Below are 26,299 nucleotides of genomic sequence, written 5' to 3' on the forward strand. Positions count from 1 at the left end.
GCTATTGCTGATCCCGAAGAACCAGCCGCACTTGCATCAAGCGCCCACACTTATCGGCTGTTAGTTTTTAAAGAGCATTGCGCAGTTATTTGCTTCGCGAGTAATTCGTTTCGCTTGCTTTCTTGCGCGCCGTCATTCAACGGGAGGCGAATTATGCGGGGCTAATTCGATGGCGTCAAGCGTCTTTTTTAAAAAAGTTAATCGGGTCACATTTACCGGTCAACCGGCCGTCGCGGTCGCGCCATCCGCGCCATCGACTCCGCTCTTCAGATAGCTCGCCCGCGCCGCGAGGATATGCGCCTGCATCACGCTGCGCGCCCATTCGCCATCGCCGGCCTTGAAGCTATCGATGATCTCCCGGTGATGCCCGAGGCTCCGCGCAAGCTGCTTGTCGTCGTATCGATGAAACGTGCGCAGCACCACGGGAAGCTCGATGATCCCCGCCAGCACGTTCGCGAGCCGCCGCGTTCCGGCCGCCTCCAGAATCCGTCGATGAAACTCGCTGTTCAACGACGATATCCGCTCGATGAAACCGTCCTCACGCTCGCGCGCCTCACGCTCCATGCTGTCGGCGAGGCCTTCGAGCAGCGCGACTTCTTCATCCGAGATGCGCGTGGCCGCGATCGAACACACCATGCCTTCGAGCGTCGCGCGCAACTGGAAGATCTCGACCGCATCGTCGATATCGAACGACGCCACAGACGCGCGCTGGCTCGACGTGAACTGCACGAGCCCGTCATTGGAGAGGCGCCGCAGCGCCTCGCGCACCGGCGTGCGCGACACGCCGAGCTGCGCCGCGAGTTCCGTCTCGGTCAGCTGCGCGCCGATATGCAGCTCGCGCGAAAGAATGGCTTCGCGAATCGCTTCGTAAGCCTTGTCGACGGCCCTTTTCATGGTGCTGGATGATGATGGTTGGCTACCCTGAGCAGCATTCTAGTCCGTGCTAGTCGCTGGATGCGGAGCCAATCGCCGCGAGCGCCGCGCGCGCGCATTCCATGTCCTGCGAATAGTGGCCGCCGCTCAGCCCGATCGCCCCTATCACCGCGCCGTCCTCGACGATCGGAAAGCCGCCGCCGAACACCACCAGCCGCGGCGTATGCACGAAGCCATGCAGAAGCGGCGCATCGTCCTTGATGAAGTCGTGCCAGCGATGCGTCGGCAGGCCGGTCGCGGCCGACGTGTACGCCTTGTCCTGCGCGATGCCGAGCGAAATCTGCGACGCGCCGTCCATGCGCATGAACGCCTTCAGCAAGCCGGCGTTGTCGCACACGGCGATCGACATCAGCAAGCCCTTCGAGCGGGCGTGATCAGCGGCGGCGGCGATGGCTGCCTGTGCGGTTGCGGCGTCGATGCTGAGCGTTGAAATCGAGGACATGCGTGGTTCTCCCTTTGGTCGGTGATTGAATTGATCAGACTGCATTGCCGGCTTCGTGCCCGTCAGCGGTGGCGGCGAGAATGCCGCGCCCCGTGCGGCAGTCGCCGACGAGCCGGGTGGGAATGCCATGCTGTCGCAACGGTTCGAGCAGCGAGATATCGGGCACGCGCGGCGTCGCATAGGCGAGGAACGCGACGTCGTCGATAAAGCCCGCATCGCCGCTATAGACGTTGCGGTATTCGAGCCGTCCCTCGTCTTCGAACGACACGCCGATGACCGGCTCGCACAACGTCAGCACCTGCACGCGCGCGAGCGCGAGCCGCCGCAAAAAGCCTTGCCGCGTGACCAGCGCGACCTCCTGCGCGATCGCTTCGCGCGGCGTGATGATCGCGACGCGATCGAAGATGGTCGCCAGCATTTCGGCGGCGGCGTAGGTGCCTTCGCCCTGATCCATGTCGAAGATCACCGCGCTGCCCGGCTGGCGCGACGGATGACGCAGCAGCTCGGCCATCGCCGTGTTGATGTCGGGAATCAGGCCGCTTTCGGCATATTCCGCGGGCACCCACGACGGCACGCTATGCGTCGCGCCCGTCGCGAGAATCACTTCGTCGGGCTTGAATTCGCGAATCTCGTCGATGCCCGCGCGGAGGCCCAGCTCGAAGCGCGCGCCCGCGCGCTGCGCCGCCACGACCTGATAGTCGTACACGCTCGTGATCGTCTCGCCGCCCGGCAGATGCGAGCGCAAATGCGCTTTGCCGCCCGGCTCGCCGCTTGCGCCGAACACGATCACGTCGTGCCCGCGCGCCGCCGCCACCCACGCCGCTTCGAGCCCCGCGACGCCCGCGCCGACCACCGCGACGCGCTTCTTCTCCGGCGCGCGAGGCGGCATGAAATCGACCTCGTCGGGCTCGGCCACGCGCGGATTGTTGATGCAGGCGATCGGCCGGTTGTACGTGATGATCGTGTCCCAGCACGTATTGCACGACACGCAGTAGCGGATGTCGTGCGCGCGGCCCGCGAGCGCCTTGTCGAGCCACGCCGGGTCGGCGACGAGCGTGCGCCCGAGGCCGATCAGCTCGGCGTCGCCGCGTTCGAGAATCGCTTCAGCTTCGGCGGGATCGGTGATGCGTCCGAGCGCCATCACCGGCACGCCGTTGGCGGCTTCGCGCAGACGCCGGATCAGACCGGTGTACGGCACGCGCTCGCCGAAGCGGTCGGGCACGTGCATCTCCAGCGAGCGCGCGTGCGAGCCCTGCGCGAAGCAGACGTAATCGACATCGCCGGAGCGCGTCAGCATAGACGTGACGAGCGCGGCTTCGTCGGGGCCGATGCCGCCGGGCACGCCATCGTCGCCAGGCAGCTTCAGGCCGATCGCGAAGTGACGCGGACAGCGCGCGCGAATCGCCTCGATCAGCTCGCGCAGAAAACGCGTGCGGCCGTCCCAGTCGCCGCCGAATTCGTCGGCGCGAACGTTCGATTGCGGCGACAGGAACTGATGGAACAGATGCCCGTGCCCCGCCGAGAATTCGACGCCCGCAAACCCGCATCGATGCAGTCGCGCCGATGAAGCCGCGAAATCGTCGATCAGCTCGCGGATTTCGCCCGCCGAGAGTTCGCGCGGCATCGACCAGCTCAGATCGTCGGCGAGACGCGACGGTCCGATCGCGTTGAAGCTGCGCCCCGATTCGTGACGCGCACGCCCCGGGTCCTGAATCTGGCCGAAGAGGCGCGAGTCGTAACGCTCGACAGCTTCGGCCCAGCGCGTGAGGCCGTCGAGGTTGTCGTCGTTCCAGACGCGCACGCGGTCCCACACGCGCTGATGCCGCGCCATCGAAAGCGGCTCGGTCACGACCGCGCCCGCGCCGCCCTGCGCGCGATTCGCGAAGTAGCGGATCAGGCGGTCGGTGACGTACGAGTCGTCGGACATGAACGTGCTCATCGACGCATGCACGACGCGGTTGCGCAGCCGCGTGCCGCCCGGCAGCACGAACGGCTCGGCCAGTGGAGAAGAGAATCCTGGGTTCGTCATGAGCGTTCAGGAAGAAAGAGCGTTGATCGGAGCGGCCTGCTCGCGGCGCTTCCTGCGCTGGTTCGCAAGCCACGCCGCGACGCGTCCCTGATGCCGCGCGCCGAGCAGCGCCTCGACAGTATCGAGCACATCGAGCAGGCGGTCGATGTCGATGCCCGTCGCAAAGCCCGCCTGTTCGAACAGGAACGCGAGGTCTTCCGTCGCGACATTGCCGGATGCGCCCGGCGCGAACGGACATCCGCCCAAGCCGCCGATCGATGCATCGAACTGACGCACGCCGGAGAGCGCCGCCTGCCACGCGAGCGCCGTCCCAAGACCGCGCGTGTCGTGAAAATGCGCCGCGATGCGCGCGTCGCCATGCGCGCGCAAGAGCGGCTCGAACAGCGCGGGCACGTCTTTCGGATGCCCCGCCCCGATGGTGTCCGCCACCGCGATGGCGTGCGCGCCCGCATCGATCATGCGCGCGGCGAGCGCGTGCACGCGCGCGGGCGGGCTCGGGCCGTCGAACGGACAGCCCATCGCGGCCGCGAGATAGACGCGCACGCGCACGCCGTCATCGGCGGCGCGGCGCGTGACGGTTTCGCAGATGTCGGTCGCCTGCGCGAGCGTCATGTTGATGTTCCGAACGTTGAGCGTCTCCGATACCGCGAGCACCAGCGCCACCGACTTCACGCCGGCCGCATGCGCGCGCTCGTAGCCCTTCATGTTCGGGACCAGCGCCATGCAGTCGTCGAGCCGCGCGGTGAGGCCGCTGCGCGCGGCGGCATCGACGAGTTGCGCGGCATCGGCGAGTTGCGGCACGGCGTCGGGGCGCACGAAACTCGTCAACTCGACATGACGCACGCCCGCTTCGATGAGCGCTTCGAGCAATGCGAGCTTGCCCTCGACCGGCACCGCGACCGGCTGATTCTGCAAGCCGTCGCGCAGGCCGACTTCGGTGATGCGGATCGTTTCCGGCATGGATGCTTCACCTCACTGAATGACGCCTTCGCGGGCGAGCGCGGCCAGATCGGCCTCGCTCAGTTTGAGGAACTGCGACAGCACTTCGGCGGTGTGCTCGCCGATCGTCGGCGGCGGCGTATAGCTGTCCTCGTGCGTTTCCGAGAGCTTCACCGGATTGCCGGGCATCTCGACCATGCGGCCATCGGGCGCGCGCACCGGCACGAACATGCTGCGGCTGCGGATCTGCGCATCGCTCAAGACGTGCTCGAAATCGTTCACCGGTGCGCACGGAATGCGCCGCGCGGAAAGCTGCTCCAGCCAGTACTCGCACGTATTCGTTTCGAACTTCTGCTGCACCAGCGCGTTGATGCGTTCGCGCGCGGCATAGCGGCCCGGCTGACTCTTGTAGACGGGATCGTGCAGTTCCTCGATGTCGAGCAGCTCGATCAGCGACTCCCAGAACTTGTCGGTCAGCACCGCGACGATCACATGACGCGTCGAGGTGCGGAACGCATCGTAAGGCACGTGCACGAAATGGCGATTGCCGAGCGGCTCGGGGTTCTTGCCTGACATCGCGTACATGGTCGCCATGTAGTTGAGCATCGACACCTGGCAGTCGAGCATCGAGATATCGACGTGCTGGCCGCGCCCGGTTTCGTGGCGCGCCATCAGCGCGGCGAGCACGCCGATCGCGCCGAACAGCCCGCCGCCGAGATCGCCGATCGGAATGCCCGCTCGAATCGGCCGTCCGCCTTCTTCGCCCGTGATCGACATGCCGCCGCCCATGCCCTGCGCGACGAGATCGAACGCCGGCCGATGCTGCGCCGGGCCGCTTTCGCCGAAGCCGGTCACCGAGCACGTCACGATGCGCGGATTGATCTTCGCGAGTTCCTCGTGGCCGAGGCCGAGACGCGTCATCACGCCGCTGCTGAAGTTGTCGAACACGACATCGACCTGACGCACGAGTTCGAGCAGCAGCGCGCGGCCGCGCTCCGTTTTCAGGTCGATGCACACGCTGCGCTTGTTGCGGTTGAGCGTGAGAAAGTACGCGCCCATGCCGTCGATCGAATGATCGGGGTCGTTCGCGAGCAGCCGCCGCGTGCCCTCGCCCGCGCCCGGCGGCTCGATCTTGATGGTCTGCGCGCCCAGGTCGGCGAGCAGCATCGTCCCGTAAGGGCCCGACAGCATGTGCGTGAAGTCGAGCATCACGATATTCGAAAGCGCTTTCATGCGTTCGTCCTGTATTCGATGTTGGTTTTAGAACTGCGACATGAGCTTCGACCAGCCCCGCACGCGGTCGTCGATGCCGTTGTGGCGCAGCGCATGCCAGTAGTTCGCGATATTCACCGCGATCACCGGCTTGCCGAGCCAGCGCTCGGCTTCATCGGCGAGCGAGGCCATCGGCAGGTTCGCGCCGAACTGCACGATCGCTTCGGCGTCGGGCGTGTCGGTGTCGCGCAGGGCGTCGACCAGGTATTGCGCGCTCACTTTCGTGTAGCCGGTGAACTGCTTGCCCTGCAGATGATTGAATTTGACGACGTCGAAACCGGCCTCGCCGAAGAAGGCTTCGAGGTGTTTCTGAATGACCGGGTAATACGGCTCGACGATCGCGATGCGCCGCTTCACGCCGTGCGCGGCGAGCGCTTCGAGCACGGCGTCGGACGCGAGCGTCACACCGATATTGCGATCGGCTGCGCCCGCCCGAGCCGCGATGCGCGCCTTCAACGCGTCCGACTTCTCCCGGCTGCCGCCCCAGATCGCAAGCGCCGAAATGCCGAGAATCAGATGGTCGGGGCCGCAGGTCATCACCTGATCGACGGCGTTGTCGAGCGCGCCGAACAGCGCCTCGATGCCGCGCTCGAAATCTTCGTCGGAGCGCACGGCCAGATCCGGAACATGCATCCGCGCGATGTGATTCGTCACGCCCGCCGGACGCATCTCGTCGCATTCGGGCTGCACGCAGGTGTTGACCGAGGGCGTCGGGATGCCGAACATGCAGCGCGAGCCGAGGAAGTCTCTCATCGCGTCTTGCCCTCCGCGTTCAGCGCCATGTCGTGCGTGAAAGCGGCGTTGTCGGCGGCCTCGGGCGTCAGCGCTTCGAGCGGCTTCTTCTTGGTTTCGATGCCCGCGACGAGGAAGATCAGCGCCTGCACGACCAGCACGCCCGCCAGCGACGTGATCACGGCCGTCACGCCGCCCCACGTGAAGAGCGCCACCACGATGAACTGCACGAAGGCGGTGACGAGACGGCCCATCGTCTGGCAGAAGCCCGTGCCGCGCAGACGGTACTCGGTCGCGAAGAGCTCGGTCTGCAGCGTGTAGCCGATCGTGAGCCAGACGAAGATCGACGCCACCAGAAGCAGGCCGACGACGAGCAGCAGCGGCGTGTTGTGCACGGTGAGCGGATAGACGAACGCGCACAGCGCGGTGAACGCGGAAGCCCCGACCATCAGCGGACGGCGTCCTACGCGGTCCGACAACATGAAGCCGATCAGCGCGCCCAACGGGCCGCCGAGGCTCATCACGGTCGTATAGCCGAGCGACGACGCCACGCTCACGCCTTCCTTGACGAAGAAGCTCGGCAGCCAGCCGACCAGACCGTACACCGACAAACCCTGCACCACGCTGAAGGTCGCGCCGAGGAAGGTGCGGCGGATCACGGCTGGGGTGAACAGCACGAAGATCGACTGACGTTTCTGCGCGGGCGCGGCGGCGGCCGCTGTGGCCATGGCAGCCGGCGCGAGCGGCGGCAACGGTTTGCCGGTGGCGCGCTGCGCTTCCTGCTCGATGCTTTGCAGAACGGCTTCGGCTTCGGCGAGACGGCCCTGCTCTTCGAGCCAGCGCGGCGACTCCGGCATCTGCTTGCGCAGCACCCAGATGATCGCAGCGCCCACGCCGACGATCAGGAACATCGGACGCCAGCCGAAGCTCGGAATGATGAGCCACGCAAGCGCCGACGACGCGAACAGCGACGCATTCGCGATCAGCGCGAGCAGCGCGATCCAGCGGCCGCGCTTGCCCGCCGGGACGAACTCGCTGAGCGTCGCGAAGCCGATCGCCAGTTCCGCGCCGAGCCCGACGCCCATGATGAGGCGGAAGAAGATGAGCCATTCCATCGACGGCGCGAACGCGCCCGCGATCGACGCCACGCCGAAGATCGCCAGATTCACCTGATACGAGAAACGCCGGCCGTAGCGGTCGCCGAGCACGCCCGACATGAACGCGCCGACCACCATGCCGGCGAAAGTCGCCGTGACGAAGAACGCGTTCATCGCCAGCGTGGACCAGCCGCTTTTCAGCAGCGAGCCGAGCACGCCGCCCGCCAGATAGACATCGAATCCATCGAGAAACAGACCGCCACCCACGAGCCACAGCATCCGGGTGTGGAAGCCGCATAGCGGCATCCGGTCGAGTCTCGGTCCCGCCATGACACTTTGCGTCGTCATTTCGCTGTCTCCGCCATTGTGTTTTTAGCCGCCCGGGTCATGCTCGATGGCTGGTCGCGATGCGCTTCCATCGAGTCTCGGACGATGAAAATGTACACAATTTTTCGTGATGACGAACACTATTTCATAGAATCATCGGGAATTCACCTAGAATTTGTACACATTTCAGACATCCGAAAACGGCGCTCCGACGCGGTGCTAGACTCGACGCATCTTTAACCTGAATTCACGAATCCCGATGTCCGATGCCGTCCAGCCGGCCGACCTCAGCTTCTTCTCCACGCTGTCCGCCGCTGGCAGCCTGAGTGCGGCCGCGCGTGAACTCGGACTCACGGCCGCCGCTGTCAGCAAGCGCTTGTCGCAGATGGAGGCGCGCGCGGGCGTGGCGCTCGTCAATCGCACCACGCGCCGGATGATGCTCACGCCGGAAGGCGAGCTTTACCTCGAACACGCGCGCCGCATTCTCGACGAAATCGACGTGCTCTCCGAACTCCTCGGCTCCGCGAAACAGACTCCGAAAGGTCTGCTGCGCGTCAATGCGACGCTCGGCTTCGGGCGCAGTCACGTCGCGCCGCTGATCTCCCGATTCAGCCGGCGCTATCCGCAGGTTTCCGTGCAGCTCCAGTTGTCGGTGACGCCGCCGCCCCTGACCGACGATAAATTCGACGTCTGCATCCGCTTCGGCGAGCCGCCCGACACGCGGGTCATCGCGCGGCGTCTGGCCGCCAACCGGCGTCTTTTATGCGCCGCGCCTTCGTATATCGAAGCGCACGGCATGCCGCTCGTCGCGCACGATCTGACGCGGCATAACTGCATCGGCATACGTCAGGGCGACGAAGCCTATGGCGTGTGGCGTCTGACATCCGGACGAGGCGCGGCGCGCAAGACGGAGGCGGTGAGAATCAACGGCACGCTCACGACGAACGATGGCGAGATCGCCGTCAAATGGGCGCTGGAAGGCCACGGCATCCTGATGCGCGCCGAATGGGATCTCAAGCCCTATCTCGCCGATGGCTCGCTCGTGCGCTTGCTCCCCGATCACGAAACGCCAAACGCCGACATCTTCGCGGTGTATTCGCCGCGCCATCAGATGTCGAATCGCATCCGTTCGTTCGTGGATTTCATCGCGGAAGAACTGGCGGGCGAGGTGAACGAAATCGTTCGATGAACCTGGCTACCACGGCGAGCCGACCGGCGCGGGCCCATCCGCATGCTGGCCCAGATAGCCGCGCAGATGCTCGACGAAAACCGCCACTTTCGCCGACAGATTCAGCCGTTCGGGATAGACCGCGTAGATATCGGCGGGCGGCGTGTCGTACTCGCCCAGCACCTGCACCAGCCGCCCACTGCGCAGATATTTCGCGATATCCCATTCGGCGCGCATGAGCACGCCGTGACCTTCGAGAGCCCAGTTCAGCGCCACTTCGCCGTCGTTGGTGCTGAGCTTGCCGTGGACCTTCACCGTTTCCGTGCGCCCGCCTCGGCTCAAACGCCAGTTTCCGTAAGCGGCCTCGTTCTGGCGCAGCACGATGCACTGATGCGACGTCAGATCGTGCGGATGAACCGGCTCGCCCGCCGTTCGCAAATAACCCGGCGACGCCACCAGCAGACGCCGGTTCGACGCGATCTTCTTGGCTATCAGACGCGAATCCGGCATTTCGCCGAAGCGCACGGAAACGTCGATGCTCTCGTCCGGCAGACTGATCGGCCGATCCGTCAGATGTAATTGCACCTCGACATCGGGATACGCCTCGCTGAATTCCGAAATGGCCGGCCCGATATACGACCGGCCGAAGCCCAGCGGCGCGTTCACCCGCAACAAGCCCTTCGGCGCCGCCCGGCTGCTCGAAACGAGCTGCTCCATGTCGTCGATATCGCTCAGGATGCGCTGCGCATTCGCGAAATACACCTCGCCTTCGCTCGTCAGGCTGATGCGCCGCGTCGTCCGGTTGAGCAGGCGCACGCCCAGCCGGTCTTCGAGCGAGGAAAGCCGCCGCGAGACCGCCGGAGGCGTGAGGTTCAGCTCCCGCGCGGTGGCGGCGAGGCTGCCTTGCTTGACCAGCAGGCAGAAGAAACCCAGTTCCGAGTCCGTGCTCATTCGTGATTTTTTTGCAATGATGTTTTAAGTTTAGGTCGATTCATACGCGTTTCCAACGGTTTTAACCTTCGTTCCAGGCTCACGTAAAGCCCAAAGCCGCATCAGACGGTTTCGACACCTGTTTTTGGAACTGGAGACATTCCATGGAAATGGACCTGGAGAAGCGCACCCTGCGCAAGGTCAGCTGGCGCATCGTGCCATTCATCATGCTGCTGTATTTCATCGCGTACATCGACCGGGTCAACATCGGCTTCGCGTCGCTCACGATGAAAACCGATCTCGGCTTCACCGCATCGATTCTCGGCTTCGGCGCCGGCATCTTCTTCTGGGGCTACTTTCTGTTCGAAGTGCCCTCCAATATCGTGCTGCACAAGGTCGGCGCGCGCATGTGGATCGCCCGAGTCATGGTGACGTGGGGCATCATTTCCGCGTGCATGGCCTTCGTCAAAGGGCCGACCAGCTTCTACATCGTCCGCTTCCTGCTCGGCGCGGCCGAAGCCGGTTTCTTCCCCGGCATCATTCTCTATCTCAGCTACTGGTTTCCCGCGCGGCATCGCGCCAGCGTGACGGCCTTCTTCATGGCCGCCGCGCCGATTTCGACCGCGCTCGGCTCGCCGCTTTCCGCCGCTTTGCTGGAGATGAACGGCGTGATGGGCCTGCACGGCTGGCAGTGGCTGTTCGTCATCGAAGCGGTGCCGGCCCTGATTCTCGGCGTCGTGGTCTTCTTCTACATGACCGACAAGCCTGAAAAGGCCAAGTGGCTGCAAGACGACGAACGCGCCTGGCTCGTCGGCGTCATGAATGCGGAAGCGGCGGGCCGCGCCACCGGCGCCAAGCACGGCATCATCAGCGGGCTGGCCAATCCCCGCGTGCTCGCGCTGTCGCTGATCTACTTCGGCACCTCGGCCGGTTTGTACACGCTCGGCATCTGGGCGCCGCAGATCATCAAGCACCTGGGCGTCTCGTCGATGACGGTCGGCCTCCTCAATGCGATTCCGCCCATCGTCTCCGTCGTCGCGATGGTCATCTGGTCGCGTCACTCGGATCGCACCGGCGAGCGCACCTGGCACGTCGTTCTGGCATGCGTGGCCGCCGCCATCGGTCTCATCGTCGCGGCGATGGCGGGCAGCGTGGTCGGCCTGATCGCGGCGCTGACGCTCGTGAATATCGGCATCAGTTGCGCCAAGCCGCCGCTCTGGACCATGCCGACGATGTTCCTCTCGGGCGCCGCCGCCGCCACGGGCATCGCGACCATCAATTCGATCGGCAATCTGGGCGGCTTCGCCGGGCCTGCTGTGATCGGCTGGATCAAGGAATCGACCGGCAGCTATTCGGGCGGACTCTACTTCGTCGCCGGCCTTCTCGTGATGTCCGCTGTTCTCACCCTGCTGCTCGCCCGTTCGCAAAGAACGCCGGTTTCCGCCGGCAACGCAGCCGCGCACTGAAAGACACAAGACCGTCCCCCACTCAATACGTCGTAGAGGAATGCAAGATGGAAAAGGAAGCAGCCATCCAGTCCGTGACGGACACCATGGCGAAGTTCACCGCGTATATCGGCAAGCGTCTGCCCAAGGACGTCAAGGCCAAGCTCGCTGAACTGCGCACGCTGGAAACGAATCCGCTGGCCAAGTCGGTTTATGACTCGATGCACAGCAACCAGGAAGCAGCCGACAAGCTGAATCGTCCGAGCTGCCAGGACACGGGCGTGATCCAGTATTTCGTCGAAGCGGGCGCGAACTTTCCGCTGCTCGGCGAACTCGAGGAAATCCTTCAGGAAGCGACCGCCGGCGCGACCAAGCTCGGCCCGCTGCGCCACAACGCGGTCGAAACGTTCGATGAAAAGAACACCGGCACCAACACCGGCACGCAGATTCCGTGGCTCGACTGGCGCATCGTTCCCGAAAAGGACAGCTGCACCATCGACGTGTACATGGCCGGCGGCGGCTGCACGCTGCCGGGCGCGGCGAAGGTTCTGATGCCGGGTCAGGGATACGAAGGCGTCGCTGAATTCGTGATGGATGTGATTACCGAGCGCGGCGTCAACGCGTGTCCGCCGCTGCTCGTCGGCGTCGGTGTATCGACTTCGGTGGAAACCGCCGCGCGTCTTTCGAAGCTCGCGATCCTGCGTCCGGTGGATTCCAAAAGCTCGAACCCGCGCGCCGCGCTCATGGAAGACCTGCTCGAACAAGGTCTCAACGAAGTGGGCATCGGCCCGCAAGGTCTGACGGGCAATAACAGCGTGATGGGCGTGAACATCGAATCGTCCGCGCGTCATCCTTCGACGATCGGCGTCGCCATCAACACCGGATGCTGGGCGCATCGACGCGGCAAGATCCGCATCAACGCCGACATGTCCTACGAAATCCTCTCGCACGAAGGAGTGGTGCTGTGAAAAAGATTCTGACTACGCCCATCAAGAGCGAAGACCTCGAGGACCTGAAAGTTGGCGATGTCGTCTATCTGACGGGACGGCTGGTGACGTGCCGCGACGTCGCGCACCGCAGACTGATCGAGCAGGGACGCGAGCTCCCGGTCGATCTGAACGGCGGCGCGATCTTTCATGCTGGTCCCATCGTGCGCAAGAAGGACGACGGCAACTTCGAGATGGTCTCCATCGGTCCGACGACGAGTATGCGCATGGAGAAGTTCGAGCGCGAGTTCATCGAGCAGACGGGTGTGAAGCTGATCGTCGGCAAAGGCGGCATGGGTCCGGAAACGGCGGCCGGCTGCATGGAGCACAAGGCCGTTCACGCGATCTTTCCCGGCGGATGCGCCGTGCTCGCCGCGACGCTCGTCGAGGAGATCGAAGGCGCGGAATGGCAGGATCTTGGCATGCCGGAAACGCTGTGGATCAATCGCGTGAAGGAGTTCGGACCGCTCATCATCTCGATCGACACCAAGGGCAACAATCTGATTCAGGATAACAAGACGGTCTTCAACGATCGCAAGAAGCCGATCCTGGAGAAGATCAGCAAGGAACTGAGCTTCATCAAGTAAGCGGTCTAAACGGCGGAACGGCGCTGCATGATGCGCCGCTCCGCCGCGACCGCATCAGAACGCATGCCGGATACCGGCCATCACGCCGAGCTGACTCACGCCCGCGTTGGGCGTGGTGCCGGGGCCGCCCTGACTCAGCGTGTAGCGCGCCTTCGCGCTGTTGAAGATATAGCCGCTCTGCAGATAGACGGCCGTGCGCTTGGACAGCAGATACGTGCCGCGCAATGCGGTGAGCGTCGCGCGCGTGTCCTGATCCGAATCGATGGTGCGATACACGCCGCCATCGAGCACGATGGTCGGCGTCACGTAGTACGTGCCCGTCAGAAAGTAGATGTCGGTGCGCACGTCGGCGAGTCCGGGCGACACGGTCTGCACGCGCCGCCCGAGCCAGCCGCCGCCCACCTTCAGTTGCCCCACCTTGAAATAGCCGTTCAGTTGCGTGCGCGCGTCCTTGTCTCCGCTGTTGGTAAGCGGAATCGGCGCGAGGCCGTTGAAGATGTTGGCCGCCGCTCCCGGTCCGCCGCGCTGCTCGTCGTACGATGCCGCGACGCCGAACGCGCTCGCGTCGTAACGCAGCAACACCGACCATTGCTTGCACGCGTTGTAGTCGCCGGGAATCGCGCCCGCGCAGGTGCCCTGTCCCGGCGAGTTGCCTGTGCCTGCGGAATCGCGTCCGAACGCATACGTCGCGCCCGCCGTGACGCCGCTGAACGTGCCCTTCCACGCGACGGTGTTGTCGCTGCGCGCGTTCGGGATATACGCATCGATCGAGCCCACGCCGCCGTAGATGTCGGGGCCGAGCTGATCGGCATCGACGATCGCCCAGTACGACATCGTGTATTGCCGCCCGAAGGTGAGCGTGCCGAAGCGGCTCGACAGACCGACCCACGCCTGCCGTCCGAATAGACGACCGCCCTGATTGATGTCGCCGGAGCGCACGTTGAAGCCGTTCTCCAGCGTGAAGATCGCCGCATAGCCGCCGCCCAGGTCCTCGGTGCCGCGCAAGCCCCAGCGCGACGGCACCGAGCCCGTGATGCCAGGCATGCGCACGACCTTGTCGTCCGTCGGTCCGGCGTGCGTGACGAGTTCGATGCCGGTATCGAGAATCCCGTACAGCGTGACGCTGCTTTGTGCGTGCGCGCCGCAGCTGAGCGCGAGCGCACCCGCTGCTGTCATCAGCTTGTGTTTCATGTCTCCGTCCTTGTTTCGTTTTGTCGTTATGCGAGGCGCGTCATGCCTCGGTATTGCGTATGAAGTTGTCGGGCACGGGCGGGCCCCACAGATAGAGCGAGTCTTCCGGCGCGAAATCGCCCGCAGGCCATGCATGCCCCGCCGAAACGAAATCGATATCCGCCGAGTACTCGCAGAACGAGCCCCACGGATCTTCGACGTAGTGGAAGTAGTTCGAGCCGAGCACGTGCCGCCCCGTGCCCCAGCCTTTCGCGTACCCGGCGGCGGCCATTTGCGCGCCGCCCTCGCCCACGCGATTCACATCGTCCACGTCCCACGCGGCGTGATGCCAGCCGCGCGCGCTGCTCTTGGCGAACGCGAGCAGATGATGGTCGCTGCCATGTGGCGCGTGCGTGAACGCGATGATGTCGAGCGACTTGTCGGAGAGACGCAGGCCCAGCGCGTCCCGATAGAACGCGAGCGCGCGCAGAACGTCGGGCGAGAACAGCAGCACATGCGAGAGCCGGTTCGGCGTGACCTTCATCACTGCGGAGCGCGTGCAGTTGCCGCGTGTATCGGCGGGTGCGCCTTCGATTGCATGCCGCTTCTTCGATGACGGACTCGTCTTCGTCCCCGCCTTCACCTGAATCAGATTGCCGTCCGGATCGTGGAACCAGAATCCGGCGCCGTCTTCCGGGACGAAGCGCGCACCGGCAGCTTCGGCTTGGGCACGCAGCGCATCGAAGTCCTGCTCGAAGCAGTTGAAGCTCAGATACGCGAGCGATCTGCGCGTCGAAGGAAGCACGCGCGCCCAGCGCCAGCCATCGGCGGCGCGCAGTTCGAGCGCTTCATCCTTCGCATGTGAAACATCGAGTCCGAACGCCGTGAAGAAGCGCGCCGCATCATCGATCGAAGGAACGTTCAGCGCGAAGTGATCGATCGAATGGACAGCTACTTGCGATCTCGTTGTCGAACCGGTCATGACGACCTCCGTGTCCTTAGCGCGACGGTTCATCCGCGATCACGTTGCGCAACGTGCCCATGCCCTCGACGCTCACTTCGCACACGTCGCCGGCCTTCATCAGCAACTTCGGCGTGCGCGCCCAGCCGATGCCCGAAGGCGTGCCCGCCACGATCACGTCGCCCGGTTCGAGCGTGATCGCCTCGCTGATGATGCTGATGAGCGAGGCCACGTCGAACACCATGTCGTCGGTGCTCGCGGACTGCACGATCTCGCCGTTCACGCGCGTTTGCAGCAGCAGGCCCTTGATGCCCGCCGGAAGCTCCTCGGGCGTGATGAGATCCGGGCCGAACGCGCCGGTCGCGTCGAAGTTCTTGCCGACGGTCCATTGCGGCGTCTTGAACTGATACTCGCGCACGGAGCCGTCGTTGAAGAGCGCGTAGCCCGCGACGTGACCGAGCGCGTCGTCCTTCGCGATATGACGCCCGCCCCGGCCGATTACCACCGCGATCTCGCCCTCGTAGTCGAGGCCTTCCGAGTCGCTCACGCTCGGGCGAATCATCGGCTGATCGTGGGCGACGAGACTCGTGTTCACGCGCAGGAACAGCGTCGGATAGGCCGGCTGCTCGTAGTTGCTCTCCTTCGTGTGATCGGCGAAGTTGAGGCCCACGCACAGAATCTTGGACGGGCGCTGCAACGGCGGCAGCAGGTGCAGTCCGGCCATCGGCAGCTTGTCCTCGCTCGCCTGCGCGCGCGCCCATTCGTGCAGATCGACGCCGCGCGCCAGCACCGCTTCGAGAGACTCGTGGCCGAGCACGCGCACATCGTCGCCATCGCGCACGCCGAGCGTCGCGCGTCCGTCCTTCATGAAATTCACGAACCGCATGTTTTCTTCCTTGTGGATTGAGATTGATTGGATCGGCGCCTTCAGGCGCGCGAGCGATACACCCAGCCGTTCGCGAGCATCGCCAGTCCCGCGACGACGACCGGAGCTGCGAACACCGCGAACGCCGCCGTCAGCGAATGAAACGTGACGAGCAGGACGCCGCCCGTCATCGAGCCGATGATCGAGCCGACGCGCCCCACGCCGAGCGCCCAGCTCACGCCCGTGGCGCGCGCCGCTGTCGTATAGAAGCCCGCGACCAGCACGTTCGCGCCGGTCTGCGCGCCGGACAGCCCGAAGCCCGCCATGAATACGGTGAGATAGACGAGCACCGGTTCGCCGATCGCCAGGCCGATCAGCGCAATGGAAACCGCCGCGATCGCGTACGAGCCGGACAGCACGAAGAACGGATTCATGCGATCCATCAGACGCGCGTTGACGAGCGAGCCCAGGGTGCCGCCGAGCGGCAGCATCGCGCCGACGCGGGCCGCATGCGATGCGTCGATACCCGCGCTCGTGATGACCGTCGGCAGCCAGCTGCTGACCTGGTAATAGACCCACAGCGTGCAGAAGAACGCGAGCCAGAGCAGCAGCGTGCCGGTGCGGTAGCGCGCCGAGAACAGCGTGCCGACGATGCTCTCGGGGGCGGTGCCGCGCGTCGCGTCGTCCGGCGCGACGGCTTCGAACGGCGTGTTCGCGTCGCCGGTCAGGCGCTCCATCACCCGGCGCGCTTCTTTCGCGTAGCGCGGCTTGCCGGCCATGAAGCGGATCGATTCGGGCAGCCACAACCAGATCACCGGCGCGAGCAGCAACGGAAACACGCCGCCGAAGATGAACACGCCCTGCCATCCGAAGCTCGGCAAAAGAATCGCCGCAACGGCGCCGCCGCCCGCGAGCCCTAGCGTGAAGCCGCAGAACATGAGCGTGACGCGCATCGCGCGGCCGCGCGCCGGGCTGAATTCTGACGACAGCGTGATCGAGTTCGGCATCGCGCCGCCAAGACCCGCGCCGGTGAGAAAGCGCAAGGCGACGAGCCATCCCGCCGAGGGCGCATAGGCGCACGCGAGACTTCCCAGGCCGAACAGGATCAGCGAGACCGTGATGACGCGCTTGCGGCCGATGCGATCCGCTAGCGGCCCGAACACGAAGCTGCCGACGGTCAGGCCGAAGAGTCCCGCGCCGAAGATCGGTCCGAGCTGCGCGGGCGTGAGCGCCCACTCCGACTTCAGCAACGGCGCGACATAGCCGACCGACGCGACATCGAAGCCATCCGCCGCGACGACGAGAAAGCAGAGAACGAGCGTGAGCACCTGGAGCGGCGAAGTCTTCGCTTCGTCGCCGGCGTTCGGTACTGCAACGGATTGCGCCTGCATGGTGTTGTCTCCTGTGTTTTTATACGGACCTGCGTGCGTGCGATGCGGCTATGGCGTGGTCAGCGCCGCCGTCTCTTCGTGCGGATGGCCGACCGTCCGATGCGCCGCCGCCTCGAACGCACGATCGAGCGCATTGCCGCGCCACGCGACATGCTGATCCGGGCGAATCAGCACGTACGCTGCGTCATACGCTTGCGCGACTTCGGCCTCGTCGATGCGCACGACTGCAAGCTGCGGAAGCGCGCGGGCGGCGCGCTGCACCGCTTCGTGATCGAAGGGCGCGCCGGGCGCGTTCGTGCACAGCAGCGTGAAGCCCTGGCCGAAGCGGTCATAGAGCGAACGGCCATCGGCGAGCCATAGATGCGGCGCGCGATGCCCCGCGCGCGCGCTCGGCAGATAGAGATTCGCGGCATCGGGTGGCGGCGCGCCCGCTTCCGCAACGACCAGCGGCGACGCTTCGTAGCGCGTGCCGAGATGCACGCCCGGAATCACGAATTCACCCGTCGCATGAAACGCGAGGTAATCGCCGACAGCGGCGCGCGCCGCATCGCCCGCCGCGCCCGGTTCGTATGCGGCGGCAGGCACGCGCACATGTCCGATGCTGTCGGCGAAGCCGCGCGCGAACGCCGTGTTGCGCAACGCCGCCGGCCGCCGTTCCGCTTCGTAGCTCGCGCCGAGCGCATCGCCTGCGAAGCCTTTCACCATCGCTTCGAGCTTCCACGCGAGGTTCGCGGCATCGTCGATGCCGGTGTTGTAGCCGAGACCGCCCGTCGGCGTGAACAGATGCGCGGCGTCGCCGGCGAGAAACACGCGCTTCTCCGCGAAGCGCTCCGCGACGAGCGCGAAGCCCGCCGTCCACGTCGAACGGCTCTTCACCTCGAACGGAATGTCCGCGCCGATCGCCTCCGCGATGCGACTGCGCACGCTGCCCGAATCGGCGGCTTCGCCATCGCGCAACTGCACGTTCATGATGAAGTGACCCGCGCCATCGACCGCGATGATCAGCGCCCGCTGCCGCGCACCGAAGGTCCAGTACTGCCACGCGGGCGGCCGCCCGCTCACGCGATAGATATCCGGCGCATGGAAGTAGACGGCATCCATCTGACCGCCCATGAACTCGCGCTTTTCGCCCGCCATGCCGTCCAGGCGAATGCCGAGCGACTTGCGCACGAAGCTGCGCGGACCGTCGCAGCCGATCAGATAGCGCGCGGTCACGGTGCGCGTACTGGCGGCACGCGTGGCGGTCGCATCGAGCTCGACGGTCGCGGTGACCGTGTCCTCGCCCTGTTCGAACCCGGTCACGCGCGAGGAGAAATGCACGTGGCATCCGGCGTGACGGCGCGCCGCATCGAGCAGAACGGGTTCGACGTAAAGCTGCGAGCAGCGATGCGGCGGCTCCGGCGTCGGCCAGGTGAACCCGTGTCCTTTCGCCCATTCGACCGCATCGCGCGAGGCCGGCTGATGCAGCCGCGCGAGTTCGTGACCGGCGATCGACGTGAAGTACGCGACATCCGGCGCGTAATCCGGCGGCAGTCCGAGCGCCCGCACGCGCGAGGCGATGCCTAAGCGCCGGAAATGCTCCATGGTCCGCGCACTGTTGGCGTTGGCGGCCGGGTGCCGGCTCGTGCCTTCCTTCGCATCGAACAGCTCGACGCTGATGCCTCGCTGCCCGAGTTCGGCCGCGAGAAACAGCCCGACCGGCCCACCGCCCACGATGATGACTTCGCAATCCAGCACTTCCGTCTCCTGTTTTTCTGAAGCTGGATGCGAAGTTAAACGCGTTATCTCTATAAATCTATACAATGACTTTCATATCCTGAATGAATCAAATTCATACATGCAGACGCCCGACCTGAACTTCCTGTATGTGCTGCAGGCGCTTGCCGAAGAACGAAGCGTGTCGCGCGCGGCCGACCGTCTCGGGCTCACGCAACCGGCGGTGAGCCACGCACTCGGGAAACTCCGTACGCTGTTTCAGGACGATCTGTTCGTGCGCGCGGGCTCGGTGATGGCGCCGACGCCGGTCGGCGAGCGTCTCGCGGAGGGCGTCGCGCACGTGCTCGCGGTCGTGCAGGAGGAGATCTGGAGCGCGAAGGCGTTCGACGCCGCGACCACCACGCGCGCCTTCTCCGTGTGTCTCAGCGACATGGGCGTGATCGTGCTGCTGCCGCGCCTGCTTGCCGCCTTGCGCGAGCGCGCGCCGAACGCCGTGCTCAGGCCGATTCAACTGCCGTCGCTGGAACTCGCGAGCGCGCTGCAGGACGGGGCGCTCGATCTCGCCATCGGCTACCTCGGCAAGATGGGCGAAAACCTGCACCAGCAGCCGCTGTTCCGGCGCTCGCTGGTGGGCATCGTGAAGGGCGGCGACACGCGCAGAAAGATCAGCATGACGCTCGACGAGTTCATCGGGCGCAAGCATGTGGTCGCGGGCACGCTCGCGCTGACGAATCAGTTGCTGGAGAAGGAACTGCGCCGCCACGGCGCGCGGCTGAAAGTGGGCATCGACGTGCCGTACCTGCTGGCGGTGCCGAGTCTAGTGGCAACCTCCGACTTCATCGCGGCCGTGCCGGACGAGCTCGCGGAGCTGTTCGCCCGGCTCGCGCACGTCGACGTGTTCCCCTTGCCTATCGACCTGCCCGATCTCACCGTGCAGCAGTTCTGGCATGCACGGCATCACAACGATGCAGGGCATCGCTGGTTCCGGGGACTCGTCGCGCAAACGCTCGGGCAGCCGATCCGCCGCGGCGGCTGAGCTACCCTCCCGCCTGCGCCGGCCGCGCTCGCACGCCGCGCGGCCGCTCGAACAGCAGCAGCATCAGGCACGCATACAGCGTGACCGCGATGAACAGCCCCATGCGCACCGCGAACGCGGTGTAGACGTCCTTGCCCGCCACGCTGTCCTGCACGGACTGGCCGAGCAGGATGATCATCGTGATGATGCTGTTGAGCCAGAAGCCCGGCGACTGGCGCGTCGGATCGAGTCGATAGAGCCGGCGCCCGGCCAGCAGGCCGAACAGCAGCATCCACAGGAAGAACATCCACAGATTCACCGAGAGCCTGAGCGCGAACCAGAACGCGATGGCGAGCAGGCCACCGAGCAAGGTCGAGCCGATGAGCTCGCGCGCCGCACCGCGCGCGCTCGTGGTGCAAGTCTGCCGGCCGAGGCTGACCGATTTCATGATGATCGGCATGTAGCTCGCCGGGTCGGTCATGGCGAGCAGATACGCCGGCATGACCACGAGCGCGGCGCGCAGCGCGATGTAGGCGGCCTGATCGGCGGGCAGCGCGCGCGCGGCGGACGGCGCAGGCGCGCCGACGGGTTCGGGAATGAGACCGTGCATCAGCGCCGAGACCAGCACGGCGAGCAACAGCCCCTTCACCAGCGCGCCGACCACGGTCACGGCCACCTGAAAGTCGGCGGTGCCGGCGGCGGAGATCATCGTGAGCCCCGCCACCAGGAAGGTCGCGACGAGATTGTTGCCGCCGCGAAGCCCGTAGCGAAACGCGAGAAACAGCAACAGGCCGACGAGCATCACGCCCGCGAACGCGTAATGCCTGAGCAGCGGGACGAGCAGAAGGCCGCTGCCCGTCGTGAGCATCACGACGAGCGCCAGCATCACGCCCGCCTTCAGCGACAGCGGCCGGCCCGGCGTCGCGAGCAGAAAAACGGCGAACACCGGCGCGATCACGGGAATCGGCAGCGCCAGCGCGAAGCTGATCGCCAGGCACAAGGCGGCGCCGATCGCGAGGCGCAGCGCGCGTCGGCCGAAAAGCCGGAGCCTGTTGTCCATGGCCGGCCTCAGTAGACGTAGGAGATCCAGCTCATCGCGCGCAGGAACGCGCGGCCGAGCGGATTGAGCGGATTGCCCGGGCTCGGGAACGCCATCACCTCGGCCTGCCCGCCGACGCGGATATTCGAAAGACGCGCGCGCTCGTTCGCATCGAACTCGACGATCACCGGAAAGCGCTGCGCCGGACGCAGCCAGTCGCGGCTGTTCTGCACGGTCGGCAGACTGCCGGGCGGCGTCTCCTGCCCGACGCTCACGCCATAGCCGATGCTGCGCACCCGTCCTTCAAAGACTTCGCCGGGCAGCGCGTCCAGCGCGATCCTCACCGGTGTGCCGGGCTTGAGCCGGCCGAGATTGTTCTCGGTCATGTCGGCGCTGATCCAGACGTCGCGGATCGCGATAAGCGTCATGACCGCCTTGCCCGCCGCCGCGAACTGCCCGACTTCGGTGCCGAGATCCGTGATGACGCCGCCCGAGCGCGCCCTGATACGCGTATTGGCGAGATCGAGTTCGGCCTTTTCGAGCGCGGCGGCCGCGCTGCGCAACTGCGCGTTCTCAGTCTCGACGCCGCCCTGCTGCTCGCGCGCGCGCTCGACTTCGGCGCGCGCCGCGACGACCTGACTCTGCGCCTGCTCGTAGGTCGCGCGCGCCACTTCGAGACGCCGCAGCGAGATCGTGCCCTCGTCCTCGCGATAGAGCCGCTCCAGCCGCTCGCTGTCCTGCCGCGCCTTGACCTCGTTGGCGATGGCCGCGCGCAGCGATGCCCGCGCCGAATCGATTCCCGCCGTGCTCGCGCCGACCTGGCGGCGCATGGTTTCGAGTTCCGCCCGCGAGCGATCGGCGGCGATGCGGTACTGATCGCCATCGACTTCGAAGAGCACGTCGCCCGCATTCACTTCCTGATTGTTACGGACCAGCACGCGCGTCACGCGGCCGGACACTTCCGCGGCGACGGGCACGACATAGGCCTGCACCCGCGCCTGTTGCGTGTAGGGCGTGATGCGGTCGGCGAGCAGATACCAGATCAGACTCACGACGATCAGCACGACGACCCACTTCACCGCCCCGCGCGACGGATCGCGCGCCGGCGCAGGCGATGCTTCCGGCGGCGCGCCCGGCGCCTGTGCGGCCTTGGTCGGCTCGGACGTTTCGCTCATCGGGCCGCTCCCTGGGATGAAACGTCGGTGACCGGGGGCGCGCTCGCGTCGTTCAGAAGGTCGCCCCAGTCGGTGCGTTGCTGCATCTGCTGACGCGTCGCGGCGTCGACGAGCGGCGCGCGCGTGGTCCAGCCGCCGCCCAGCGCCTTGTAAAGCGCGATCAGGCTGCCCACCGCGTTGCGCCGGTTGACGACATAGGCGTCCTGCTGCGCGAACAACGCGCGCTGCGCATCGAGCACGCGCTGGAAGTCCGAATATCCTTCGCGGTAGATCGTGTTCGCGAGCGTGAGCGAGCGTCGCGCGGCGCCCTGGGCGTCGTTCAGGATGCTGTCGCGCCGCAACGCGGCGAAGAGCGCCGTGGCGGCGTCATCGGCTTCGCGCGCGGCTTCGCGCACCGTGTTCTGATACGCGACCGTCAACTGCTGCAAACGGGCGTCCTGGACACGCACGTTGTTCGTGATCCTGCCGTGGTCGAAAACATTCCAGGTGACGCTCGGGCCCAGCGCCACCGCCAGCGTGTTCGGCGAGCCGGTGAGCGAACTCGCGCTCCAGCCGAGCGTGCCGAGCAAGGACACCGACGGATAGAAATCGGCTTCCGCCACCCCGATTTGCGCCGACTGCGCCGCCATCTGATATTCGGCGGCGAGCACGTCGGGGCGACGCAGCAGCAGATCGGCGGGCACGTCCTGCAGCACGGCGCGGTCCACGAGCGGCAGCACGCCCTCCTTGCCTGCGGATGCATCGAGTTCCGGTAGCGGGCCGGGCGGCCGCCCGAGGAGCACGGACAGCGCATGCCGCGCGAGCACGATCTGACTCTCCAGATCCGGAATGCTGCTCAGCGTCCCCAGATACTGCGTCTTGGCCTGCTGCAGATCCAGCTCATCGGTTTCGCCGGCCTTGAACAGCTTCAGCGCGATGTCGTAGCTGCGCTTTTGCAAGCGCGCGTTCTCCTGCGCGATGCGCAGGCGCGCCTCGGCGGTGCGCAGCGTGAAATAGGTGTCGGCGACCTGTGCGTGCAGCAGGACCAGCGCGGCGGCGCGGTTCGCCTGCGCGGCGAAGAACGCGGCATCGGCCGACTCGATCGCGCGCGCGAAACGCCCCCAGAAGTCCAGCTCCCAGCCGACGAGAAAGCCCGCGCCATATTGCAGATACGCACCCGAGCGCGGGTTGAATCCGTCGGAGCGCTTGCGCGCCGACGCGAGCACTTCGGCGCTCGCCTGTTGCACCTGAGGATATTGTCCCGCGAGCGCGATGCCGAGCTGCGCCCGCGCCTCGATCACGCGCAGGCCGGCGATCCGCAGATCGCCGTTGCCGGCATCGGCTTGCTCGATCAGGCGCCCGAGGGTTTCGTCGCCGAACACTTCCCACCATTGCCGGACATCGGGCTGGGCGGCCTGCCGCGTGACCTGCTCGAGCCTCGCGCTGCTCCAATGCTCGCTCCAGCTTTCGCGCTGCGGATGAAAATCCGGTCCCACGCGCATGCAGGCGCTCATACAGAGCGAAAGCGCACCGCACGCGATCAGACGGCGGCCCCGGAATGGCGAAGGCATGGCGACGGCGGCGCGGCCGTTCAGCGCGGCCTCTGCTTCTGCGCGAGCGCGGACTCGGGCTCCGGCTGGTCCTTCACCCATCGCCAGAACAGCTTGTACGCGACCGCCAGCATCACCGGGCCGATGAACAGGCCGATCACGCCGCCCGTCACCATGCCGCCGAGCGCGCCGATCAGCACCACGGGCATCGGCACCGCGACGCCGCGCCCGAGCAGCAGCGGCTTGAGCACGTTGTCGGCGAGACCCGCGACGAAGACATAGACCGAGAAGATGACCGTCGCCGTGCTTACGCCTTTCGTCACAATCACGAAGATGATGACGGGAATCGTGATCAATGTGGCCGGCAACTGCATGATCCCGATGAGCAGCACGGCCAGCGCGAGCAGGCCCGCCGCCGGGATGCCCATGACGACGAACGCGACGCCGATCAGCAGCATCTGGATGAACGCGATGCCGACGACGCCCTGCGCCACGGCGCGAATCGTCGACGTGCACAGATCCGCGATCTGCCTGCCGTTGTCGGGGCCCGAGATGCGCGCGGCGATCTGCACGGCGCTCTGATAGCCCTTTTCGCCGTGAGCCATGAAGATACCCGCGACGATCAGCGCGAGAAAGAACACGAGCAGCCCCGCGCCCAGTCCCGTGACGGTGCCGAGCACCGCGAGCCCGGCCGCCTTGAGCTGCGGCGCGAAGTGTTGCACGAGCCCGGAGAGATCCGTCGATGCCTGCGCCCAGAAATCGTAGACCCGCTGACCCACGAGCGGCCACGCGGCCACCGATTCCGCTGGCGGCGGAATCTCGAAGCTGCCGCTGCGGAAGACGGCCATGGCGCGCTCGATCGAGGTGGCCACCGCGACGCCCAGCAGATATGTCGGCACCAGAATGACGATCAACGCCACGAGCACGATCAGCGTGGCGATCAGGCCGTCCTTGCCCGCCAGCGGACCGCGCAGTCTGACCTGAAGCGGATACAGCGTGACCGCCAGGATCACCGCCCAGATCATGAGATCGAGGAACGGGACGAACACCCGGAAACAGAAGACCGCCAGAACCGCGACGAGTCCGGCGCGAATCAGGACATCGAGCAGCTCTCGGGAGAGCGTGCGTTCGGAAATCGGCGACAGCATTTCGAGCCTCCCATCGTTTCTATAGCCGGAAAACAGGACCTCGAGTCCCGCACGCACCCGGTCAGCTCGCCCGGATTTGCGCGGAGCCGCTGAAGAACCTGCGGTGCGCGAGCAGCAACAAGGGCGTCGATACCATCGAAAGCGCGACAACCAGGGTGACCAGCGATGCCTGCCGCTGATCGATGACGCGCGCCGCGAGCGATGCCGCCATCACCACGAACGCGAACTCGCCGCCCTGCGACAGCAACACGGCGAAGTATCCGCGTTGCGCCGACGGAACCTCGAACCGGTTCGCCAGCAGCCACTGCGCAACCGTCTTGATGCTGACCAGTGCGACGACGAGCACCGCGACCCGCACCGGCTCGCGCATCAGCACGCTGAAATCCATCGACATGCCCACCGCGATAAAGAACAGCCCGAGCAGCAGTCCCTTGAACGGCGCCATGTCGGCCTCGACCTCGTGGCGATAGTCCGAGTCGGCGAGCAGAACGCCCGCGACGAACGCGCCCAGTGACATCGACAGATGCACGCTTTCCATGAGCAATGCAATACCTATGATCCAGAGCAGCGCGAATGCGGTGAAGATCTCCGGAACGCCGGTGCTCCGGATCACCCGCAGCACGAAGTGCAGCAGATAGCGCCCGACCAGCGCGATTGCGCCCAGCATGGCGAGCGCCTTCAAGGCGACCAGCCAGCCGGGTTCCGCCGCGGGCGTGGGGACCGTGGGCCCGAGCAGCGGCAGCAGCGCGATCAGCGGGATGGCCGCCATGTCCTGAAACAGGAGAATGCCGAAGCCGGCGCGGCCCGTCGGCGTGTCCATCAGCTTGCGATCCTGAAGCTCGGACATCACCATCGCGGTGGACGACAGCGAGAGCGCGAGCCCGCCCGTCAGCGCGATCCGCCAGGGCAGGCCCAGCATCATGAAAATCGCCAGCAGCACGGCGGCGCAGACGGTCATCTGCATCGTGCCGTAGCCGAAGATGGTGCGGCGCATGGCCCACAGCGCGTCGACCTTCATTTCGAGTCCGATCACGAACATCATCAGCACGATGCCGAGCTCGGAAAAATGCAGGATCGCGTCGACGTCGGTCACGAGCCTCAGCACCCAGGGGCCGATCATGACGCCCGCCAGCAGATAGCCGAGCACCGATCCGAAGCCGAGCCGCACGGCCAGCGGCACGGTGACCAGCGCCGAAGCGAGGAAGATGACGACGTCCACCAGCAACTTGCTCATGCGCTGTCCTCCTGAACCGGTTTGCGACGAAGGTTGCTCCGGAACGGTCATCGAAAAGGGCGCGATGGTCTTCGAACACTTTATGCGACGCCGGCACGAGCCGGCAACCACGAAATCGGCACCTCGCAGGTCAGCAAGTGCTTACATCTCGTCCGCGAAATCGCGCCTT

The 26,299-nt window shown here is 65.8% G+C and carries 23 protein-coding genes; 5 read left to right on the plus strand and 18 right to left on the minus strand.

Annotation, left to right across the window (positions count from 1 at the left end; translation table 11 throughout):
• Positions 1-219 precede the first annotated feature (219 nt).
• The 7 genes from AWB79_RS34820 to AWB79_RS34850 are packed head-to-tail and all read right to left on the minus strand — an operon-like array spanning position 220 to position 7,792.
• Positions 220-894 (minus strand): GntR family transcriptional regulator, encoded by a 675-nt coding sequence (locus tag AWB79_RS34820; protein ID WP_061172008.1) that lies wholly within the window; start codon positions 892-894, stop codon positions 220-222.
• A gap of 49 nt (positions 895-943) precedes the next feature.
• Complete coding sequence (locus AWB79_RS34825) at positions 944-1,375, minus strand: GlcG/HbpS family heme-binding protein (protein WP_061172009.1); 432 nt, start codon at positions 1,373-1,375, stop codon at positions 944-946.
• A 34-nt stretch (positions 1,376-1,409) separates the two neighbouring features.
• Positions 1,410-3,404, minus strand: a complete 1,995-nt coding sequence (locus AWB79_RS34830) for an oxidoreductase (RefSeq protein ID WP_082862563.1) — start codon at positions 3,402-3,404, stop codon at positions 1,410-1,412.
• A 6-nt stretch (positions 3,405-3,410) separates the two neighbouring features.
• Positions 3,411-4,364, minus strand: coding sequence for a hydroxymethylglutaryl-CoA lyase (locus AWB79_RS34835; RefSeq protein WP_061172011.1), 954 nt, complete (start codon positions 4,362-4,364; stop codon positions 3,411-3,413).
• Between the two features lie 12 nt (positions 4,365-4,376).
• Positions 4,377-5,576: a CaiB/BaiF CoA transferase family protein gene (locus AWB79_RS34840; protein WP_061172012.1), complete on the minus strand. Its 1,200-nt coding sequence runs from the start codon at positions 5,574-5,576 to the stop codon at positions 4,377-4,379.
• 27 nt (positions 5,577-5,603) lie between these two features.
• The gene (locus AWB79_RS34845; RefSeq protein WP_063963617.1) at positions 5,604-6,368 is read right to left on the minus strand and encodes a maleate cis-trans isomerase family protein; all 765 of its coding nucleotides are present in this window, start codon (positions 6,366-6,368) and stop codon (positions 5,604-5,606) included.
• Entirely contained in the window at positions 6,365-7,792 is a 1,428-nt protein-coding gene (locus AWB79_RS34850; protein ID WP_061172014.1) for an MFS transporter, read from the minus strand. The genes AWB79_RS34845 and AWB79_RS34850 overlap by 4 nt, the downstream gene beginning before the upstream one ends.
• A gap of 238 nt (positions 7,793-8,030) precedes the next feature.
• Between AWB79_RS34850 and AWB79_RS34855 the strand changes: the two genes are divergently transcribed.
• Positions 8,031-8,960, plus strand: a complete 930-nt coding sequence (locus AWB79_RS34855; protein WP_061172015.1) for a LysR family transcriptional regulator — start codon at positions 8,031-8,033, stop codon at positions 8,958-8,960.
• 6 nt (positions 8,961-8,966) lie between these two features.
• Here the strand turns inward: AWB79_RS34855 and AWB79_RS34860 are convergent, their stop codons facing one another.
• Positions 8,967-9,890 (minus strand): LysR family transcriptional regulator, encoded by a 924-nt coding sequence (locus AWB79_RS34860; protein WP_061172016.1) that lies wholly within the window; start codon positions 9,888-9,890, stop codon positions 8,967-8,969.
• Positions 9,891-10,033: 143 nt separating this feature from the next.
• On the opposite strand from AWB79_RS34860, the gene AWB79_RS34865 reads away from it, so the two are divergent.
• The 3 genes from AWB79_RS34865 to ttdB are packed head-to-tail and all read left to right on the plus strand — an operon-like array spanning position 10,034 to position 12,887.
• On the plus strand, positions 10,034-11,335 hold the full coding sequence (locus AWB79_RS34865) for an MFS transporter (protein ID WP_061172017.1): 1,302 nt from the start codon (positions 10,034-10,036) through the stop codon (positions 11,333-11,335).
• A 47-nt stretch (positions 11,336-11,382) separates the two neighbouring features.
• A complete protein-coding gene (gene ttdA, locus AWB79_RS34870) occupies positions 11,383-12,282 on the plus strand; it encodes a L(+)-tartrate dehydratase subunit alpha (RefSeq protein ID WP_061172018.1) in 900 nt (299 codons plus the stop codon).
• Positions 12,279-12,887, plus strand: coding sequence for a L(+)-tartrate dehydratase subunit beta (gene ttdB, locus AWB79_RS34875; protein ID WP_061172019.1), 609 nt, complete (start codon positions 12,279-12,281; stop codon positions 12,885-12,887). The genes ttdA and ttdB overlap by 4 nt, the downstream gene beginning before the upstream one ends.
• A gap of 54 nt (positions 12,888-12,941) precedes the next feature.
• Here the strand turns inward: ttdB and AWB79_RS34880 are convergent, their stop codons facing one another.
• The 5 genes from AWB79_RS34880 to AWB79_RS34900 are packed head-to-tail and all read right to left on the minus strand — an operon-like array spanning position 12,942 to position 19,011.
• A complete protein-coding gene (locus tag AWB79_RS34880) occupies positions 12,942-14,078 on the minus strand; it encodes a porin (protein WP_061172020.1) in 1,137 nt (378 codons plus the stop codon).
• Between the two features lie 40 nt (positions 14,079-14,118).
• Positions 14,119-15,039 (minus strand): VOC family protein, encoded by a 921-nt coding sequence (locus AWB79_RS34885; RefSeq protein ID WP_061172051.1) that lies wholly within the window; start codon positions 15,037-15,039, stop codon positions 14,119-14,121.
• Between the two features lie 16 nt (positions 15,040-15,055).
• A complete protein-coding gene (locus AWB79_RS34890) occupies positions 15,056-15,904 on the minus strand; it encodes a fumarylacetoacetate hydrolase family protein (RefSeq protein ID WP_061172021.1) in 849 nt (282 codons plus the stop codon).
• Between the two features lie 41 nt (positions 15,905-15,945).
• Positions 15,946-17,274 (minus strand): MFS transporter, encoded by a 1,329-nt coding sequence (locus AWB79_RS34895; RefSeq protein WP_061172022.1) that lies wholly within the window; start codon positions 17,272-17,274, stop codon positions 15,946-15,948.
• Positions 17,275-17,322: 48 nt separating this feature from the next.
• On the minus strand, positions 17,323-19,011 hold the full coding sequence (locus AWB79_RS34900) for an FAD-dependent monooxygenase (protein WP_061172023.1): 1,689 nt from the start codon (positions 19,009-19,011) through the stop codon (positions 17,323-17,325).
• A gap of 100 nt (positions 19,012-19,111) precedes the next feature.
• On the opposite strand from AWB79_RS34900, the gene AWB79_RS34905 reads away from it, so the two are divergent.
• Positions 19,112-20,026, plus strand: coding sequence for a LysR family transcriptional regulator (locus tag AWB79_RS34905; RefSeq protein ID WP_061172024.1), 915 nt, complete (start codon positions 19,112-19,114; stop codon positions 20,024-20,026).
• A 1-nt stretch (position 20,027) separates the two neighbouring features.
• On the opposite strand, the gene AWB79_RS34910 is transcribed toward AWB79_RS34905, so the two are convergent.
• The 5 genes from AWB79_RS34910 to AWB79_RS34930 all read right to left on the minus strand — a co-directional run bounded on the left by AWB79_RS34910 (position 20,028) and on the right by AWB79_RS34930 (position 26,130).
• Positions 20,028-21,065 carry a DUF2955 domain-containing protein gene (locus AWB79_RS34910; protein WP_061172025.1) on the minus strand — a complete coding sequence of 346 codons (1,038 nt, stop codon included), beginning with the start codon at positions 21,063-21,065 and terminating at the stop codon, positions 20,028-20,030.
• 8 nt (positions 21,066-21,073) lie between these two features.
• On the minus strand, positions 21,074-22,219 hold the full coding sequence (locus tag AWB79_RS34915) for an HlyD family secretion protein (RefSeq protein ID WP_061172026.1): 1,146 nt from the start codon (positions 22,217-22,219) through the stop codon (positions 21,074-21,076).
• The gene (locus AWB79_RS34920; protein WP_061172027.1) at positions 22,216-23,769 is read right to left on the minus strand and encodes an efflux transporter outer membrane subunit; all 1,554 of its coding nucleotides are present in this window, start codon (positions 23,767-23,769) and stop codon (positions 22,216-22,218) included. Before AWB79_RS34920 ends, AWB79_RS34915 begins: the two co-directional genes overlap by 4 nt.
• A 20-nt stretch (positions 23,770-23,789) precedes the next feature.
• On the minus strand, positions 23,790-24,896 hold the full coding sequence (locus tag AWB79_RS34925; RefSeq protein WP_061172028.1) for an AI-2E family transporter: 1,107 nt from the start codon (positions 24,894-24,896) through the stop codon (positions 23,790-23,792).
• Between the two features lie 61 nt (positions 24,897-24,957).
• On the minus strand, positions 24,958-26,130 hold the full coding sequence (locus AWB79_RS34930; RefSeq protein WP_061172029.1) for a monovalent cation:proton antiporter-2 (CPA2) family protein: 1,173 nt from the start codon (positions 26,128-26,130) through the stop codon (positions 24,958-24,960).
• Positions 26,131-26,299 lie beyond the last annotated feature (169 nt).

The sequence above is a fragment of the Caballeronia hypogeia genome (assembly GCF_001544875.2).
In the GTDB taxonomy this organism is placed as follows: domain Bacteria; phylum Pseudomonadota; class Gammaproteobacteria; order Burkholderiales; family Burkholderiaceae; genus Caballeronia; species Caballeronia hypogeia.